Source organism: Kitasatospora setae KM-6054, from assembly GCF_000269985.1.
GTDB classification, from domain to species: Bacteria; Actinomycetota; Actinomycetes; order Streptomycetales; family Streptomycetaceae; genus Kitasatospora; species Kitasatospora setae.
Map to the genome: position 1 here is coordinate 1,815,061 of NC_016109.1, position 15,803 is coordinate 1,830,863.

The window sequence follows — 15,803 nt, forward strand, 5'->3', positions numbered from 1 at the left end:
GGCGCGGGCTCAGTCGGCGGCGGTGGGGCGGATGCCGCGCATCCGGCCGATCGCGTAGACGGCGCCCGCCAGCGCCAGGTCGGAGAGCAGCATGAAGCCGATCGAGTAGCTGCTCTTGGCGCTGTAGATGGCGCCCATCACCAGCGGCGGGACGAAGCCGCCGAGGCCGCCGATCGCGCCGACGATGCCGGTCACCGAGCCGACCTGGGCGACCGGCGTGACCTGCGCGACCAGGGCGAAGACGGAGCCGCTGGTGGTGCCGAGGCCGGCCGCCATCACCAGGAACGCGATGGTGCCGACCGGGCTGAGGTCCGGGTCGAACGCCTGGACGATCGCGAACAGCGCGGTGACCGACAGCGCCCAGCAGGTCACCACGGCCGGGTGGATCCGGTCCGACAGCCAGCCGCCGAACGGCCGGAAGACCACCGTGACCAGCGCGAACCCGGCCGCCTTGGTGCCGGCGTCGGTGGCCGACAGCTCGTACCAGGTCTTCAGGTACGTCGGCAGGTACACGCCGAACGCGACGATGCCGCCGAACCCGATCGCGTACAGCGCGGACAGCTCCCACGTCACCCGCAGCCGGCCCGCCCGGCCGAGCCGGGAAGCCAGCGAGGCGGTCGGGACCACCCGGTCGGGGCGGTCGCGCAGCAGGAGGAACGAGACCACGGTGTACACCGCCAGGGCGACCGCCATCACCAGGAACGGCAGGTCGTGGCCGTGCTTCCACAGCCGCGGCGTGAAGTACCCGGACAGCGCGACGCCGCCCATGCCCATCCCGAACACGCCGACGCCCAGCCCGCGCTTGTGCGGCGGGAACCAGGAGTTCACCAGCGGCACCCCGATCGCGAAGGTGGTGCCGCCCAGCCCCAGGAAGAACCCGACGGCCAGCAGCGCCCCGTACGAGTCACGGGCCGGGATCAGCAGCAGCACCGGGACGATCGTCAGCGCCGACATCAGCGGGAACATCAGCTTCGCCCCGAAGCGGTCGGTCAGCGCCCCGACCGGGACCCGGCCCAGCGAGCCGACGATCACCGGCACCGCGACCAGGAAGGACTGCGCGAACGACGACATGTGCAGGGTCTTGTCGAACTCGCCCGCGAGCGGGGCGATCAGGTTCCACGCCCAGAAGGTCAGCGCGAAGCCGATGGTGGCCACCACCAGGTTGGTGCAAGCGGTGCCCGACACCCGGTCGTCGGCCGGTTTCCGCTCGTTGGATGCTGTCAGCTGTCCCATGGGACCCAACCCTGGGCGGCCGCACCGCGATCCGCCGGTCACGGACCGGGACCTGCCTGCAAACCGGTCATACCGTCAGCCGGACGGCGTAGGCCACGCCCGCCCCGCGCCCGCCGCGCGCCCGCCCCGGGCCGGCGCCGGGCGGCCCACCGGGGGCCGTCGCTCCCCGCACCCCCGGGGTAGAGTCGGTGCTCGTGAAGATCGCCCTCGTGGACTCCGGAATCGGACTGCTCGCCGCCGCCGCCGCGATCCGCCGGTTGCGGCCCGACGCGGACCTGGTCGTCTCCTGCGACCCCGACGGCATGCCCTGGGGTCCGCGCACCCCCGAGGACATCACCGCGCACGCGCTGGCGTGCGCCCGGGCCGCGGTCGCGCACCGGCCGGACGCGCTCGTGGTCGCCTGCAACACCGCCTCGGTGCACGCGCTGGCGCACCTGCGCGCCGAGTTCGAGCCGGCGCTGCCGGTGATCGGCACCGTCCCCGCGATCAAACCGGCCGCCGCGGCCGGCGGCGTGGTCGCCATCTGGGCCACCTCGCGGACCACCGGCAGCGCGTACCAGCGCGGACTGATCGAGGAGTTCGGCGGGGCCGCGCGGGTCCACGAGGTCGCCTGCCACGGCCTGGCCGAAGCCGTCGAACGGGCCGACCGGGCCGCGATCGCCGCCGCCGTCGCCTCCGCCGCCGCCCGCACCCCCGCCGACACCACCGACGTGGTCCTCGGCTGCACCCACTACGAACTGATCGACGACCTGATCGCCGCCGCCCTCCCCGGCCCGGCCCGGCTGCACGGCTCCGCCGACGCCATCGCCGCCCAGACCCTCCGCCGCCTCACCCCCGCCACCCCGCCCGGCGACGCCACCCTCACCGTCCTGCACACCGGCCGCCCCGCCACCCTCCAGCCCGAAGCCCTCACCTACCCGCAGGGCGAACTCCTGACCGCCGCCCGCGTCTGACCCCCGGCCCGGGCCCCCGCCACCGCGAGCACCCGCCGCGTCCGCAACCCGTCGCCCTCCCGGCAGCCCCGCGCCGTCGCGCCTCGGGGGTCGGCGGCGGCGGATCGGGCAGACTGCCCGGGTGACGGTCCTGTGGTGGGTCTCGGTGGTGTCGCTGGTGGTGTGGGTGGGGCTGGCGTGGGGGCACGGGGGGTTCTGGCGGACGGATCAGCGGCTGCCCGCGGTGGACGGGGAGCCGGCGGTGTGGCCGGCGGTGGTGGTGCTGGTGCCGGCCCGGGACGAGGCGGAGGTGTTGCCGTCCTCGTTGCCGAGCGTGCTCGGGCAGGAGTATCCGGGGCGGGCCCGGGTGGTGCTGGTGGACGACCACAGCACGGACGGCACCGGGGCGCTGGCCCGGGAGCTGGCGGCGCGGACCGGGGGGCTGGAGCTGACGGTGACCACTCCCCCGCCGCTGCCGGAGGGCTGGACGGGCAAGCTGTGGGCGCTGCGGCACGGCGTCGGGCAGGCCGGGGACGGGGAGTGGCTGCTGCTGACGGACGCCGACATCGCGCACCGTCCGGGTTCGCTGCGGGCGCTGGTCGCGGCGGGTGAGGGCGCCGGGCTCGACCTGGTCTCGCAGATGGCCCGGCTGCGGGTGGCGAGCCGGTGGGAGCGGCTGATCGTCCCGGCGTTCGTGTACTTCTTCGCCCAGCTGTACCCGTTCCGGCGCGCCAACCGGCCGGGCTCCCGGACGGCCGCGGCGGCGGGCGGCTGCTCGCTGGTGCGGCGGGCGGCGCTGGAGCGGGCGGGCGGGGTCGCGGCGATCCGCGGCGCCGTCATCGATGACGTGTCACTGGCCCGGGCGGTCAAGCGCACCGGCGGCCGGACCTGGCTGGGCCTCGCCGACCGGGTCGACTCGGTCCGCCCCTACCCCGGCCTGGGCCCGCTGTGGCGGATGGTCTCGCGCAGCGCGTACGCCCAGCTCCGGTACTCGCCGCTGCTGCTGGCCGGGACGGTCGCGGGCCTGGCGCTGGTCTACCTGGTGCCGCCGGTGGCGGCGGTCGCCGGGGCCGCGGCCGGCTCGTGGCGGACCGCCGGGGCGGGCCTGGCCGCGTGGGCGGTGATGGCCGGGACGTACGCGCCGATGCTCCGCTACTACCGGCAGCGCGTCACGGCCGCCCCGCTGCTGCCGTTCACCGCGCTGCTGTACCTGCTGATGACGGTCGACTCGGCCGTCCAGCACTGGCGCGGCCGCGGCGCCGCCTGGAAGGGCCGCACCTACCCGCGGCCGCAGCCGCACGCGCAGCCGCAGCCGCACTCGCCCGCGCCCGCGCACACCGAGCAACCGGCCGAGCCGTCCGCCGAGTAGCGGGGCGGCGCGGCGGGCAGGATCCGACGATGGAGCGTCAGGAGATCTCCCGGATCGCGCACCGCGACCACCCGATCGCCGCCCCGCTGTCCGACGAGGCGGTCCGCACCCTGCTCGACCGCCTGCTGCGGGACCGCCCGGCCGGCCGGCTGCTCGACCTCGGCTGCGGCGAGGCCCCGTGGCTGCTGCGGGCGCTGGCCGCCCGTCCCGCCCTGCGGGGTGTCGGCGCCGATCCCGACCCGGAGGCGCTGCGCGCCGCCCAGCGCGCCGCCCGGCTGCTCGGCGTCGACCGGCGGATCGGCCTGCACCACGGCGGCGTACGGGAGTTCACCGCGTCCGAGCCCTTCGACGCCGTCCTGTGCGTGGGCCCGACGCCCGCCCTCGGCGGCCCCGGACCGGCCCTCGCCGCGATCGGCCCGCTGCTCGCCCCGGGCGGCACGGCGCTGCTCGGCACGGCCTACCGGGAGGGCGGCGGCCCGCCGGGGCCGTCCGACGGCGGGCTGCCGGACCTGGCCGGGACGCTCGCCGCCGTCCGGGCCGCCGGCTGGCTGCCGGTGGCCGGCCACACCTCCAGCCGCGCCGAGCTCGACGCCTACGCCTGGGCCCGGACCGGCGCGCTCGCCGACTGGGCCCTCGACCAGCCGCCGGGCCCCGACCGCGAGCAGGCCCTCCGGGTGGCGGACGGCTGGCGCGAGCGGTGGCCGGGCAGCCGTGGCGGCGGCGCCGGTTTCGTCACGATGGTGCTGCGGCAAGGGAGTTGAGGGCCGCCACCGGAACGGGTTCAGCGGCCCAGCAGGCGGCGGGCGGTGGGCTTCACGAACTCGTAGCGGGACATCTGTTCCAGGTCGCGGAGCCAGGCGGTGCGGCCGGGGGGCTGGCGGAGGAGTTCGCGGTAGATCTCCTCGAAGGCGGTGGAGACGTGGTCGAGGGAGAAGCGGCCGACCACCCAGTCGCGGCCCCAGGCGCCGAGTTCGGCGCGGCGGGCGGGGGCGTCGGCGAGGGCGCGGATCTGGGCGGCGAGGGCCTTGGCGTCGGCGGGGTGGTCGCCGTGGCCGTACATGCAGCGGGAGGCGTGCGGTTCGACCAGCGGGCCGGGTTCGTGGATGGCGGTGTAGCCGCTCGCGCCGTGGACGATGACGGGTTTGCCGAAGGCCAGGCCGCGCAGGGCGGAGCCGCCCATGCCGAGGACGAGGTCGGCGGCCTGGTAGGCGGGGCGGGGGTCGGGGCGCTGGCCGGTGAGGACGATCGCCTCGCGGCCGAGTTCCTCGTTGAGGCGGGCGGCCTCGGCGCGCAGGCGTTCCTCGCTGGGGCCGCCGCCGACGACGGCGAGGACCAGGCCCGGGTCGTCGAGGAGGCGGACGGCGGCCATCGTGCGGGAGACGCCGGCGTCCTTCTCCAGGCCGGAGACCAGCCGGGTGACGATGCAGAGCAGGAGCTGGTCGGGGGCGGCGCCGACCTCGGCGCGGAAGGCGGTGGCGGCGTCGGTGGCGGTGCCGGGCGCGTCGGCGTCGGTGTCGACCGGGGGTTCGATCAGCCGCAGGTCGCGGTGGCCGAAGGCGCGGCCGTCCGGCATCAGGGCGCCGAGGCCGAGGACCAGCGGCTGGTAGCGGGGCATGCCGCGGAGCATCCGGATGCCGTAGAAGGTGGTGACGATCGGGAGGCGGCCCTGGCGGCCGGGGCCGAAGTAGGCGTTGCGGGCGGCCCGGACCTCCCAGGCGTGGACCAGCTGGGAGCCGTGCTCCTCGGCGAGCTTGGTGAGCCGGGCCCGGATCACGGCGTGCGGGGTGCCCGGGTCGCCGGCCACCACCAGGTCGAGGTCGTGCTCGGCGGCGAGTTCGACCAGCGGGGCCGGGCCGTCGACGCCCTGGGCGAAGAGGACGGGCTGGTGGCCGCGGTCGCGCAGGGTGCGGGCGATGTCGACGGCGTTGAGCTGGGCGCCGCCGAGGGCGAGGTTGTTGAGGTGGACCAGGACCCGGACGGAGCGCACGGTCAGTCCTCCCACTGGTGCGGGACGAAGACCGGCGCGGCCATCACGACGGCGCGCGGCGGGGTGTCGAGCATCGGGCCGAAGACGTCGAACTGGCCGGCCGAGTGCCAGCTCATCAGGGTGCCGCCGTCGGTCTTGCCGATCGAGTAGACGCCGGTCCAGAGCGTGTAGCGGCCGCGCGGCAGCGGCAGCCGGGGGATGACGCAGGCGACCTTGTGGTCGCCGCCGGTCATCCGGATCTCGTGGCTGATCTGGAAGATCGGGCTGGAGGTGCCCTCGCTGACGCCCAGGTGCAGGGTGGCGTCGCCGCGGTAGTCGCCGGCCAGGGTGAGCTCGACGGTGACGGGCTCGTCGGTGTGCAGGGTGGCGGCGTCGTCGTCCTCGCCGCGCACCTCGTACTTGAGCAGTTGGAGGGGCTCGCCGGTGCGGGCGGACGCCTCGGACTGGGCCTCGATCGAGTCCCGGTAGCCGGCCAGCGCGTCCTTGATGCCCGCGTCGACCCGGACGGTGCCCTGCTCCAGCCAGACGCCGCGGCGGCAGATCGACTGGACGGCGGGCAGGTCGTGCGAGACGAAGACGATCGTGGTGCCCTGCTCGGCGACCTCGCGCATCCGGTCCAGGCAGCGCTGCTGGAAGACCGCGTCGCCGACCGCCAGCACCTCGTCGACCAGCAGGACGTGCGGCTCCAGGTAGGCGGCGACCGCGAAGCCCAGCCGCATCTGCATGCCGGACGAGTAGAACTTGACCTGCCGGTCGATCGCGCCGCCGAGCCGGGCGAACTCGACGATGTCGTCGAACCGGCCGGCGACCTCGCGGCGCTTGAGGCCGAGCAGCGCGCCGAACAGGTAGATGTTCTCCCGGCCGGTCAGGTCGGGGTGGATGCCGGCCCGGATCTCGATCAGGGCGCCGATCCGGCCGCGCACGTCGATCACGCCCGCGTACGGGTACATCACCCGGGTCAGCATCTTCAGCAGCGTCGACTTGCCGGAGCCGTTGGAGCCGATCAGGCCGACCGACTCGCCGGGCTCGATGTGCAGGTTGATGTCGCGCAGCGCCCAGCGCCAGTCCTCGCCGCGGTCGCCGCGCAGGCGGCGGGCGACCTGGTCGACCCGGTCGCGCAGCAGCATCCGCTGCTGGTCGGCGCGGAAGCGCTTCCAGACCTGGTCGGTGCGGATGGTGCCCAGAGGGTAGTCACGCGACATCGGCGATCCCCGTTTCCAGCTTCTTGAAGACCAGGTACCCGCCGACCAGGAAGACCAGCGAACTGGCCGCGGCGATCATCGTCATCCGGGCGTCGGGCGCCTCGCCGTACAGCAGGGCCTTCCGGTAGCCCTCGATGACCGCGCCGAGCGGGTTGACGCCGACGTAGATCTCCTGGAGCCGCTGCGGGATCTTGGCCAGCGGGTAGGCGACCGGGGTGGCGAAGACGCCCATCTGCGTGATGATCGGCAGCAGGTGGCGCACGTCGCGCAGGTAGACCACGGCGACCGAGAGGATCAGCGCGATGCCGTAGGTGAAGGCGAACTGGATCACCAGCAGCGGCAGCACCCAGAGGAAGGTCGCGGCCGGGGCCGTCCAGAACACCAGGAACATCAGGCCCAGCACGCCGACGCCGATCACCATGTCGACGGTCGCGACCAGCATGGTGGCGAGCGGGAACACCTCGCGCGGGCAGTACACCTTGTTCAGCAGGCTCAGGTTGTTCGCCAGGCTGAGCGCGCCCTGGTTCATCGTGTTCGAGAAGAACTGCCAGACGATCAGGCCCAGGTACGCGAACAGGGTGTACGGGACGGCACCGGTCTCGATCTTGACGGCCCGGTGGAACACCAGGGTGAAGATCGCGCACAGCGCCAGCGGGGTGAGCACCGCCCAGGCGAAGCCGAGCACCGCCTGCTTGTACCGGGCCCGCAGGTCGCGCTCGGCCAGCGCCCGCACCAACTCCCGGGCCGCCCACAGCTCGCGGGCCACCTGGACGGGGCGCAGCCGGCGTGTGAAGACCAGCTCGGGCGGCGGCCCGGCCGGGACCGGGGCGCCCGGCGGGGCGGCCCGCCCCTGCCGCTCGTCGATGACCTGCGCGCGCTGTCCCCCCACGGACTCCCGCCCTCCCCGGAGGCTGTGCTCGCCCCTGGTGCCTGTGCCGTCCGGCGTGCCTGCGCCGCCCGGCTGCCGTCTCCGGCCCGCCCGGCCGATCCCCCCGGCCGGGCCCGGCCGCGCCCCGCGCGCGGGACGCGGCCGGGGGAACCGGACGCACCGCTGCCGTCGGGGCCGGGCCGCCGGTGCTGCCCGGCCGACCCGCGGACCACAATGACACAGAGTGTGCGGGCCGGGGGCGGGTTCGGTGAAGATTGCGGCAGCTCAGCCCGGTACGGGACGGTTCCGGACCGAACCGTCCTTTCCGGCCAGGGAGTTGGGGCCGAGCGGGCCCGGCGGGACGGGACTCGGCGACCGGACGGGACTCAGCGGGCGGGCTGTTCGGCGACCAGCTGGTCGAGCGCGGCGGGCATCGCGTCGACGCCGCCCGCCTTGCTCGGCGAGGTGCGGCCGGCGCCGTCGACCACCACGGTGGGCAGCTCGGCGACCCGGTTCTGCGCGAACAGCTTCGGGGCCTCCTCGACCGCCCGGTCGACCTCCGCGGAGCCGTACGCGGCCCGGAACTTCGCGGCGTCCACGCCCTGCTTGGCGGCCCAGTCGGCAGCGGCCCGCTCGGTGGTCAGGTCGGTGCGCTGCTCGCGGACGGCGCGGAACACCGCGGCCTGCAGCCGGTCGACCTCGCCGAGCCGGTCCAGCGCGTAGAACAGCCGGGCGTGGGCGCGCTGCGCGGCCTCGTCGGGGCTGCCGGTCCAGATCGCCGGGACGCGGCGCAGCGTGACGTCCTGCTGGTGCCGGGCGGCCCAGCGGGTCAGCGGCTGTTCGAGCAGCGCGGAGTGCGAGCAGTCGTACCAGAAGAACTCGACGGCCTGGTGGACGCGTTCGGACTTCACGGCGGTGCTCGCGGGCGCGGTGCTCGCGGGCGCGGCGGGCTCCAGCGGGCGGTCGGCGGGCACCGGCGGGTGCTGCTGGGTGGGGCCGGACGGCCGGAAGGCGGCGGGGAGTTGCGCGCCGGACAGGCCGTTCGGAGCGGAGAGGCCGTTCGGGCCGAGCAGCGGCTTCGGGGCGGCGGACACGGCCTCGGCGGCGGTGGCCGGGGCGGCCAGCAGGCCCCCGGCGACGGCGAGCAGGACAGTGGTTCGGAGCAGCGACTTCACCCGGGCAGCCTGGCAGGCCGGGTGTGCGGCGTTCCAGGCCGGCGGGGCCCGGACGGCGGAATTCGCCGGATCGGAGCAGCGCGGCGGCGGTGCGGCGACGGCGCGGTTCGAACGTTCGTCGGGCGTTCGAGGCTCCGTCTGCTCCCCTGGCGCCGCCGTCCTTGCGCCGCAAGGGGGTTGGGCGGCCGGTGGGTGTTCCCCGGCCGGTCCGGTGGGCGGGCGCGCCCCCGCTCCGGCGCCCACCTGGTGTCGGGGAGGAGCGGTGCTACTTGGCGTCGTGCTTCCACTGGGCGCGGGCCTCGGCCTCGCTGGTCTTCGGGACGCCGATCTGGATCTGGTCGGTGCCCTCGGCGGCGACCGGGCAGTAACGGCCGTCCTTGACCTGCATGTCCAGCGAGAGCACGTCGCCGTTGCGGACCAGTTGCAGCACGTCGCCGGTGGTGCAGGTGGCGTTGGCGGCGACCGGCGGCGACGCCAGCCAGCTGACGGCCTGGTAGACCGGGACGCCGTTGTGCAGGACGGTGCCGTGCGCCTTGTCGGTGGCGAAGCTGCCGCCGCCCAGGACGCCGCTCCTGAGCTTCGTGAACTCGGTGGGCACGTGGTTGGTGCGCAGGTCGGCGGGGCCGTAGACGACGCAGTCGTGGCCGCTGGTGTTGGTCAGCTTGATCACGCCGTTGATCCGCGGGTTGGCGCTCCTGTCGAGTGTCAGTTCGACCTTGACGTCGCTCTCCTTCTCGGAGTTGCCGCAGATCGGCAGGTCGGCGGACGCGGCCGGGCCGGTGCCGCTGCCGCCGGTGGAGGCGGTGGCCTGGGCGGGCGGGGCGGCGACCGGGGTGCCCGCCGCGCCGGACGCCGCGCCGGACGCGGTGGCGGACGCGGCGCCGGAGGGGCCGGCCGGCTCCGGGTCGCAGGCGGTCAGGGCCAGCACGGCGCAGGCGGCGAGGGTGGCGAGGACGGCGGGCTTGCGGACGTTCATCTGGTGCTCCGGGTGGGGTGATGCTGGTGCGGTGGGCCGCCGGTCGGCGGCATGCGTCATCACGGTGTCCGGCTGCCGGACGGTTGCGGCCCGGGGCGTCCGGTACAGCCCTGTGACGGACGCTGTGCCACGGGTCCGCCGGACGGAGCGTCAACGACCTTCCGTACAAGGCCGGTTCGTACACCTGAAGGTTTTCCGTCGTAACAGGACCTACCGGGCGCGGGCGGTCTCGCGCAGCAGTTCCTGCCAGGCGGTGGCGACCGGGGCGAGGTCGAACCGGTCGAGGGCGTGCGCGCGGGCGGCGGCCGCGTAGCGGGCGCGGTCGGCGGCCAGCAGGGTGCGCAGGGCCGCGGCGAGGGCGGCGGGGTCGCCGGGCGGGACGAGCAGGCCGCTGACGCCGGGGCGGACCACGTCGGAGACCCAGCCGACGTCGGTGGCCACCGCCGGGACGCCCGCCAGCGCGGCCTCGATCAGCACGCCGGGGACGCCCTCGGAGTCGCTGGTGAGCAGCAGCAGGTCGGCGGCCCGGTAGAGCGCGGCCGGGTCGTCGAGCGGGCCGAGCAGGTGGGTGCGCGGGCCGGCGGCGAGGGTGGCGCGCAGCGGGCCCCCGCCGGCCAGCGCGAGGTGGACGTCGGCGGGGAGCAGGGCGTGCGCGGCGAGCGCGAGGTCGGGCCGCTTCTCGGGGCTGAGCGCGCCGACCCAGGCGATCAGCGGGCCGTCGGCGGGCAGGCCGAGCCCGGCCCGGGCGGCCGCGCGGTCGGCGGGGGTGGCGGCGGGCGGGAAGCGGTCGGCGGGGCGGGCGTTCGGGATGGTCCGCAGTCGGCGGGCCGGGAGCCGGAAGCGGGTCCGCAGGACTTCGGCGGCCTGCGGGGAGATCGCGGCGACGGCGGCGGCCCGGTGCAGGAACGCGCCGACCCGCAGGCGGCGCAGCGGGTCGGCGGTCCAGTGCCGGGGGTCGCCGATGTTGACGTACACGAAGGGGGTGCGGGAGGCGAACAGGCCGAGGGCGCACGCCTGGAGGGTCGACGAGCCGTGCGCCACCACCACGTCCGCCCGGGCGGCGGCCCGGCGCAGTGCGCGCAGTGTCGCGGGGTGGTGCCGGGACGGGCCGAGCACGGGGGTGTCGGCGGCGTCGGGGCCGGCGTCGGGGTGCGGGTGCAGTGCGGCGAGGGCGGAGTGCTGGCCGCGCCGGGAGAGTTCCCGGTGCAGGTCGCGGGCGAGGCGCTGCGCGCCGCGGGCCCTGGGGTCGGTGATGACGTGGAGTACCCGCGGCTCGGCCATGGCGCCGACCCTATGCGAGCGGGCGGGGGCGGGGCGGGGGTTCGGCGCAGAACGGCGGCCCGGCGGGCGGGCAGTTCCGGGCTTCGGCGGACGCGGGGCGGGTCGGGCTGGGATGCTGAGCGGCGGTCAGGGGGTGGCCTGGGCGAGGGGGTTGGCACGGTGCGCGTGGTGTACGTCATCGACAGCGTGAGTCGGGTGGGCGGGGCGGAGCAGGGGCTGGTGGCGATGGCCCCGTTACTGGTGCGGGCCGGGGTGGAGTTGCACGTCGCGTTCCTGAAGGAGTCGCCGGGCGGGTTCCAGGAGGAGCTGCGGGCGGCGGGGGCCGGGGTGCTGCCGGTGCTGCGGGGTTCGCGGGGGGCGCGGGTGTCGGCGCTGCGGGGCGAGTTCGCCCGGCTGCGGCCGGACCTGGTGCACACGACGCTGTACGAGTCGGACGTGCTGGGCCGGGCGGCGGCGTTCGCGGCCCGGGTGCCGGTGGTGTCGAGCCTGGTGAACTCGGCGTACGGGCCGGAGCACCTGCGCGCGCGGGGGCTGAGCCCGTGGAAGGTGCGGGCGGCTCAGGCGGTGGACGCGGCGACGGCGCAGGGGGTGCGGCGGTTCCACGCGCTGACGGAGCACGTGGCGGACGTGATGGCGCGCCGGCTGCGGGTGTCGCGGCGGCGGATCGACGTGGTGCCGCGCGGCCGGGACCCGCTGCTGCTGGGGCGGGTGACGGCGGAGCGGCGGGCGGCGGTGCGGGCCGGGCTGGGGCTGGACGAGGGCGTGCCGGTGGTGCTGGCGGCGGCCCGGCAGCAGTACCAGAAGGGCCTGGACGTGCTGGTGTCGGCGTGGCCCCGGGTGCGGGAGGCGCGGCCGGACGCGGTGCTGCTGCTGGCGGGCAGCCGGGGGGCGGAGACGCCGCGGCTGGAGGAGCTGGCGGCCCGGACGGCGGGGGTGCGGTTCCTGGGGCCGCGGGACGACGTGTTCGACCTGATGGCGGCGGCGGAGGCGTTCGCGGTGCCGTCGCGCTGGGAGGGGCTGGGCAGCGCGGCGATGGAGGCGATGGGGGTGGGGGTGCCGCTGGTGTGCGCGGACGTGGCGGCGCTGCGGGAGACGGTGGGCGGTTCGGAGGAGTGCGCGCTGCTGGTGCCGCCGGAGCGGCCGGAGGAGCTGGCGGGGGCGCTGGCCCGGGTGCTGGCGGAGCGCGAGGAGGCGCTGGTGCGGGCGAAGGCGGCGCGGGCGCGCTTCCTGGCGGGGTACACGCTGGAGCGGGTGTCGGCGCGGATGGTGGAGTTCTACGGGCGCGCACTGGCCTGACGGCGGCGGGGCGGTTCGGCCACGGACCGGACCGCCCGGCCGGACACCCGCCGCGCCGCTCGTCCGATCGGCCCTCGGACGCGGATTTGATGACGTCACGTCAGTTCGTCTGCGGGCGTCCGGATTCCGACCAAACCCAGGTGTCAGTATGGCCAAAGTGCTTGCGCCGCAGGTCCGGGGCGGGAAGCATCGGGCGCAGGGGAGGGCCGTTGGGGGGCGGCCTCTGGCGTCTCATTTTTCTTCTCTGGCCGCAGCCGGGGCGCGCGGGGCCCGGGCCCGGTGCCGCTCCCGAGGGGGATTCCGTGGTCCGGCGTGTCCGGGCCGGCCGTACCGATGCGCGTCGCCCTGGTGGGCGGGGGGCGGCCGTGGGCGCGTGTGCACCGTGACGAGGCGAGGGGAACCAACCGGTGGAACCGGCAAATCTGTTCACCGTTCTGCGGCGGTACTGGCGGCTGTTGGCGGCCTGTACGGCCGCCGCGCTGGTCGTGGGCTTCCTGCTGACGCCGGCCGGTGACACCGTCGACAACGGCAAGTGGCAGTGCAAGGTGGCGATAACGCCGGTGGCGGGTGCGGCGGACACGGTGCGCGCGGACCAGGTGCTGTCGTACGCGCAGGGTTCGGCGGTGACCACGGCGGCGGCGCAGAAGCTGCACCTGACGGACGTCGCGGGGCTGACCGCGCGCCGGACGGTGGTGGCGGAGTCGCCGCAGATGCTGCTGTTCACCACGACGGGTCCGACCCAGCCGTCCTGCCTGGAGCTGGCGGCGGCGCTGTCGGAGGCGACGATCATCGGCTACGCGCAGGAGTCGAAGAAGAGCGCGGACGAGTCGATCAAACGCCTGCAGAACCAGGCGGACGCCCAGCAGAAGCAGTTGGACGACCTGCAGAAGTCGTTCAGCAAGGCGAACGCGTCCGATCAGGCCAAGCTGCAGCCGCAGCTGTCGACCGCGACGGCGGCGCTGACCAAGACCCTCGGGGCCATCGCCGACCTGCAGAACTACAGCCAGACGGACGCGATCCAGCAGTGGGGCTCGATCGACGCGAAGGAGCTGGGCGGCAGCCTGCTGTCCTCGCCCTCGCGCGGGGTGCGGCTGACCCTGGCGGTGGTGCTGGGCCTGGCGCTGGGCGTGGTGGCGGCGCTGATGCTGTCCCGGATGGACACCCGGCTGCGGACCAGGGACGGCACCGAGGAGGCGTTCAACCTGCCGGTGATCGGCGAGATCCCGAGCCTGTCGCGCCGGCTGCGGCGGCTGCGCGAGCCGCTGGTGACGGCCCGTCCGGCGGATCCGGCCACCGAGGCGTACCGCTCGCTGCGCTCGACGCTGCTGCTGACCGGCCCGGAGGCGCTGTCGGGGCAGCTCGGCCAGGGCGGCCTGGACCCGGACGACCGGCGGGTGCGGCGGGCGGTGGAGCCGGCGCCGGTGGTGCTGGTGATGTCCGGCCGCTCGGGCGACGGGCGGACCAGCACGGTGGCGAACCTGGCGGCGGCGCTCGGCGAGACCGGCCGCCAGGTGCTGGTGCTGGACTGCGACTTCCGGCAGCCGGAGCTGAACGAGCAGTTCGGGATGGACGAGGGCCCGGGCATGGCGGAGCTGCTCTCCGGCGAGCAGCGGACCGACCTGGTGGAGCTGATCCGGCCGACCCGGGTGCCGAACGTGGCGATGATCTCGGGCGGCCACGCGACGGCGTACCCGGCGGCGCTGGTGCTGCGCGCCGGGGAGGTGCTGGCGCTGGCCCGGCGGCACGCGGACGTGGTGCTGATCGACTCCTCGCCGCTGCTGAACGCGAACGACGCGTACGACCTGGTGCAGCACGCGGACACCGTGCTGGTGACGCTGATGGCGGGCAACGTCCGCCCGGAGGAGGCCGACCGGGTCTCCGAGCTGCTGGCCCGCACCGGGGTGCCGGTGGCGGGCGTGGCGCTGCTCGGGGCGGAGGTCGCCACCGGGCGGCGCCACCGGGGGCTGCGACTGCCGGGCCGCCTCGGCGGCGGCCGCGGCGAGCCGGGCGCGGAGCCGGGCCGGCCGGCCCTGCCGGGCGGTCCGGCGGCGGCGGAGCGGGTGGTGGAGCAGCACCGCCCGGAGCCGCACCGCGCGGAGCCGCACCGGCCCGAGTCGGCCCGGCCGGAGCAGCGGCGGCCGGAGCCGCGGCGGCCCGAGCCGCGCCGCGCGGAGCACCAGCGGGCGGCGGACGGCCGCCGGGGCGAGCCGGTGTACGGCGCGGCGGGCGAGGGCGCGGCGCGGCGGGACGGCACGACGAGTTGGGGCCGCCGCCCGGCGGAGCTGCCGCCGGAGGAGCCGGTGGAGACCACCCTGCAGCTGCGGCTGGGCGAGGAGCGGTGAGCGGCGGCCGGGTGAAGGTGCTCTGGCTGGCGAAGGGCCTGGGCCGGGGCGGGGCGGAGCAGTTGCTGCTGAACTGCGTGCGGCACGCGGACCGTTCGCGCTACGACATCGAGGTGGCGTACGTGCTGCCGCACAAGGACGCGCTGGTGCCGGCGCTGGCGGCGGCGGGCGTCGAGGCGCACTGCCTGGGCGGGGCGCCGGGGTGGCGCTGGCCGCTGCGGCTGCGGGCGCTGCTGGCGGAGCGCCGCTACGACCTGGTGCACACGCACATGCCGGTGCCGGCGGTCGCGGCCCGGCTGCTGACGGCGGGCCGGGGCGGGGCACGGCTGGTGCACACCGAGCACAACCTGTGGGAGCGCTACCGGCGGCCGACCCGGTGGGCGAACGCGCTGACGTACCGGCGCAACGACGCGGTGATCGCGGTGTCGCACGCGGTGGCGGCGGGGGTGTCCCGGCGGCGGGCGGGCGAGTGGCTGAGCGTGGTGCACCACGGCCCGGACCTGGACGGCGCGCCGTCGGGGCCGGCGGCGCGCCGGGCGGCCCGGGCCGAGCTGGGGCTGCCGCCGGACGCGCTGGTGGTCGGCTCGGTCGGCAACCTGACGGCGAAGAAGGACCAGGCGACGATGCTGGCGGCGTTCGCCCGGCTGCGCGAGCGGGAGCCGGACGCCCGGCTGGTGCTGGTCGGTTCGGGGCCGCTGGAGGCCGAGTTGCGGGCCCGGGCGGGCGAGGGGGTGCTGTTCGCGGGCACGCGGGCGGACGTCCCGGCGCTGCTGCCCGGCTGGGACGTGTTCTGCCTGAGCTCGCGGCAGGAGGGCCTGCCGGTGGCGCTGATGGAGGCGATGACCTCGGGCCTGCCGTCGGTGGTGACCCGGGTCGGCGGCATGCCGGAGGTGCTGGACGACGGCGTGCAGGGCCGGCTGGTGCCGCCGGGCGATCCGGCGGCGCTGGCGGCGGCGCTGGGCGAGCTGGCCGATCCGGGCCTGCGGGAGCGGATGGGCGCGGCGGCCCGGGAGCGGTCGAGGTCCTTCGACGTGGCGGGCGCGCAGCGGGCGATCGAGCGGGTGTACGCCCGGGTCCTGGCGGACGCGAACCGACCGGCGAACTGACCGGCGGACTGGACGGCGAACCGAACGGGTGGGGCG

At 76.2% G+C, this 15,803-nt stretch carries 13 protein-coding genes; 6 read left to right on the forward strand and 7 right to left on the reverse strand.

Annotated features, from left to right (window positions below; translation table 11 throughout):
• Nucleotides 1-9: 9 nt before the first annotated feature.
• On the reverse strand, nucleotides 10-1,233 hold the full coding sequence (locus tag KSE_RS07990) for an MFS transporter (RefSeq protein WP_014134775.1): 1,224 nt from the start codon (nucleotides 1,231-1,233) through the stop codon (nucleotides 10-12).
• A 194-nt stretch (nucleotides 1,234-1,427) separates the two neighbouring features.
• On the opposite strand from KSE_RS07990, the gene KSE_RS07995 reads away from it, so the two are divergent.
• The 3 genes from KSE_RS07995 to KSE_RS08005 all read left to right on the forward strand — a co-directional run bounded on the left by KSE_RS07995 (nucleotide 1,428) and on the right by KSE_RS08005 (nucleotide 4,295).
• Nucleotides 1,428-2,186, forward strand: a complete 759-nt coding sequence (locus tag KSE_RS07995) for a glutamate racemase (protein ID WP_014134776.1) — start codon at nucleotides 1,428-1,430, stop codon at nucleotides 2,184-2,186.
• Between the two features lie 121 nt (nucleotides 2,187-2,307).
• The gene (locus KSE_RS08000; RefSeq protein WP_014134777.1) at nucleotides 2,308-3,534 is read left to right on the forward strand and encodes a glycosyltransferase; all 1,227 of its coding nucleotides are present in this window, start codon (nucleotides 2,308-2,310) and stop codon (nucleotides 3,532-3,534) included.
• Between the two features lie 29 nt (nucleotides 3,535-3,563).
• The gene (locus tag KSE_RS08005) at nucleotides 3,564-4,295 is read left to right on the forward strand and encodes an SAM-dependent methyltransferase (protein WP_014134778.1); all 732 of its coding nucleotides are present in this window, start codon (nucleotides 3,564-3,566) and stop codon (nucleotides 4,293-4,295) included.
• A gap of 20 nt (nucleotides 4,296-4,315) precedes the next feature.
• Here KSE_RS08005 and KSE_RS08010 read toward each other — a convergent pair whose 3' ends face one another.
• The 6 genes from KSE_RS08010 to KSE_RS45695 form a co-directional block, all read right to left on the reverse strand.
• The gene (locus KSE_RS08010; RefSeq protein ID WP_014134779.1) at nucleotides 4,316-5,521 is read right to left on the reverse strand and encodes a glycosyltransferase family 4 protein; all 1,206 of its coding nucleotides are present in this window, start codon (nucleotides 5,519-5,521) and stop codon (nucleotides 4,316-4,318) included.
• Between the two features lie 2 nt (nucleotides 5,522-5,523).
• A complete protein-coding gene (locus KSE_RS08015; RefSeq protein ID WP_014134780.1) occupies nucleotides 5,524-6,723 on the reverse strand; it encodes an ABC transporter ATP-binding protein in 1,200 nt (399 codons plus the stop codon).
• On the reverse strand, nucleotides 6,713-7,612 hold the full coding sequence (locus KSE_RS08020) for an ABC transporter permease (protein WP_014134781.1): 900 nt from the start codon (nucleotides 7,610-7,612) through the stop codon (nucleotides 6,713-6,715). The genes KSE_RS08015 and KSE_RS08020 overlap by 11 nt, the downstream gene beginning before the upstream one ends.
• Nucleotides 7,613-7,977: 365 nt before the next feature.
• A complete protein-coding gene (locus KSE_RS38210) occupies nucleotides 7,978-8,766 on the reverse strand; it encodes a thiol:disulfide interchange protein DsbA/DsbL (protein ID WP_014134782.1) in 789 nt (262 codons plus the stop codon).
• A 265-nt stretch (nucleotides 8,767-9,031) separates the two neighbouring features.
• On the reverse strand, nucleotides 9,032-9,742 hold the full coding sequence (locus KSE_RS08030) for a hypothetical protein (RefSeq protein ID WP_033258563.1): 711 nt from the start codon (nucleotides 9,740-9,742) through the stop codon (nucleotides 9,032-9,034).
• Nucleotides 9,743-9,952: 210 nt separating this feature from the next.
• A complete protein-coding gene (locus tag KSE_RS45695; protein WP_014134784.1) occupies nucleotides 9,953-11,023 on the reverse strand; it encodes a glycosyltransferase in 1,071 nt (356 codons plus the stop codon).
• Between the two features lie 168 nt (nucleotides 11,024-11,191).
• On the opposite strand from KSE_RS45695, the gene KSE_RS08040 reads away from it, so the two are divergent.
• The 3 genes from KSE_RS08040 (at nucleotide 11,192) to KSE_RS08050 (ending at nucleotide 15,767) form a co-directional block, all read left to right on the forward strand.
• Nucleotides 11,192-12,319, forward strand: a complete 1,128-nt coding sequence (locus KSE_RS08040; RefSeq protein WP_231873142.1) for a glycosyltransferase family 4 protein — start codon at nucleotides 11,192-11,194, stop codon at nucleotides 12,317-12,319.
• A gap of 407 nt (nucleotides 12,320-12,726) precedes the next feature.
• Nucleotides 12,727-14,661, forward strand: coding sequence for a P-loop NTPase (locus tag KSE_RS45700; RefSeq protein WP_051055129.1), 1,935 nt, complete (start codon nucleotides 12,727-12,729; stop codon nucleotides 14,659-14,661).
• On the forward strand, nucleotides 14,658-15,767 hold the full coding sequence (locus KSE_RS08050; protein WP_014134787.1) for a glycosyltransferase: 1,110 nt from the start codon (nucleotides 14,658-14,660) through the stop codon (nucleotides 15,765-15,767). Before KSE_RS45700 ends, KSE_RS08050 begins: the two co-directional genes overlap by 4 nt.
• Nucleotides 15,768-15,803 lie beyond the last annotated feature (36 nt).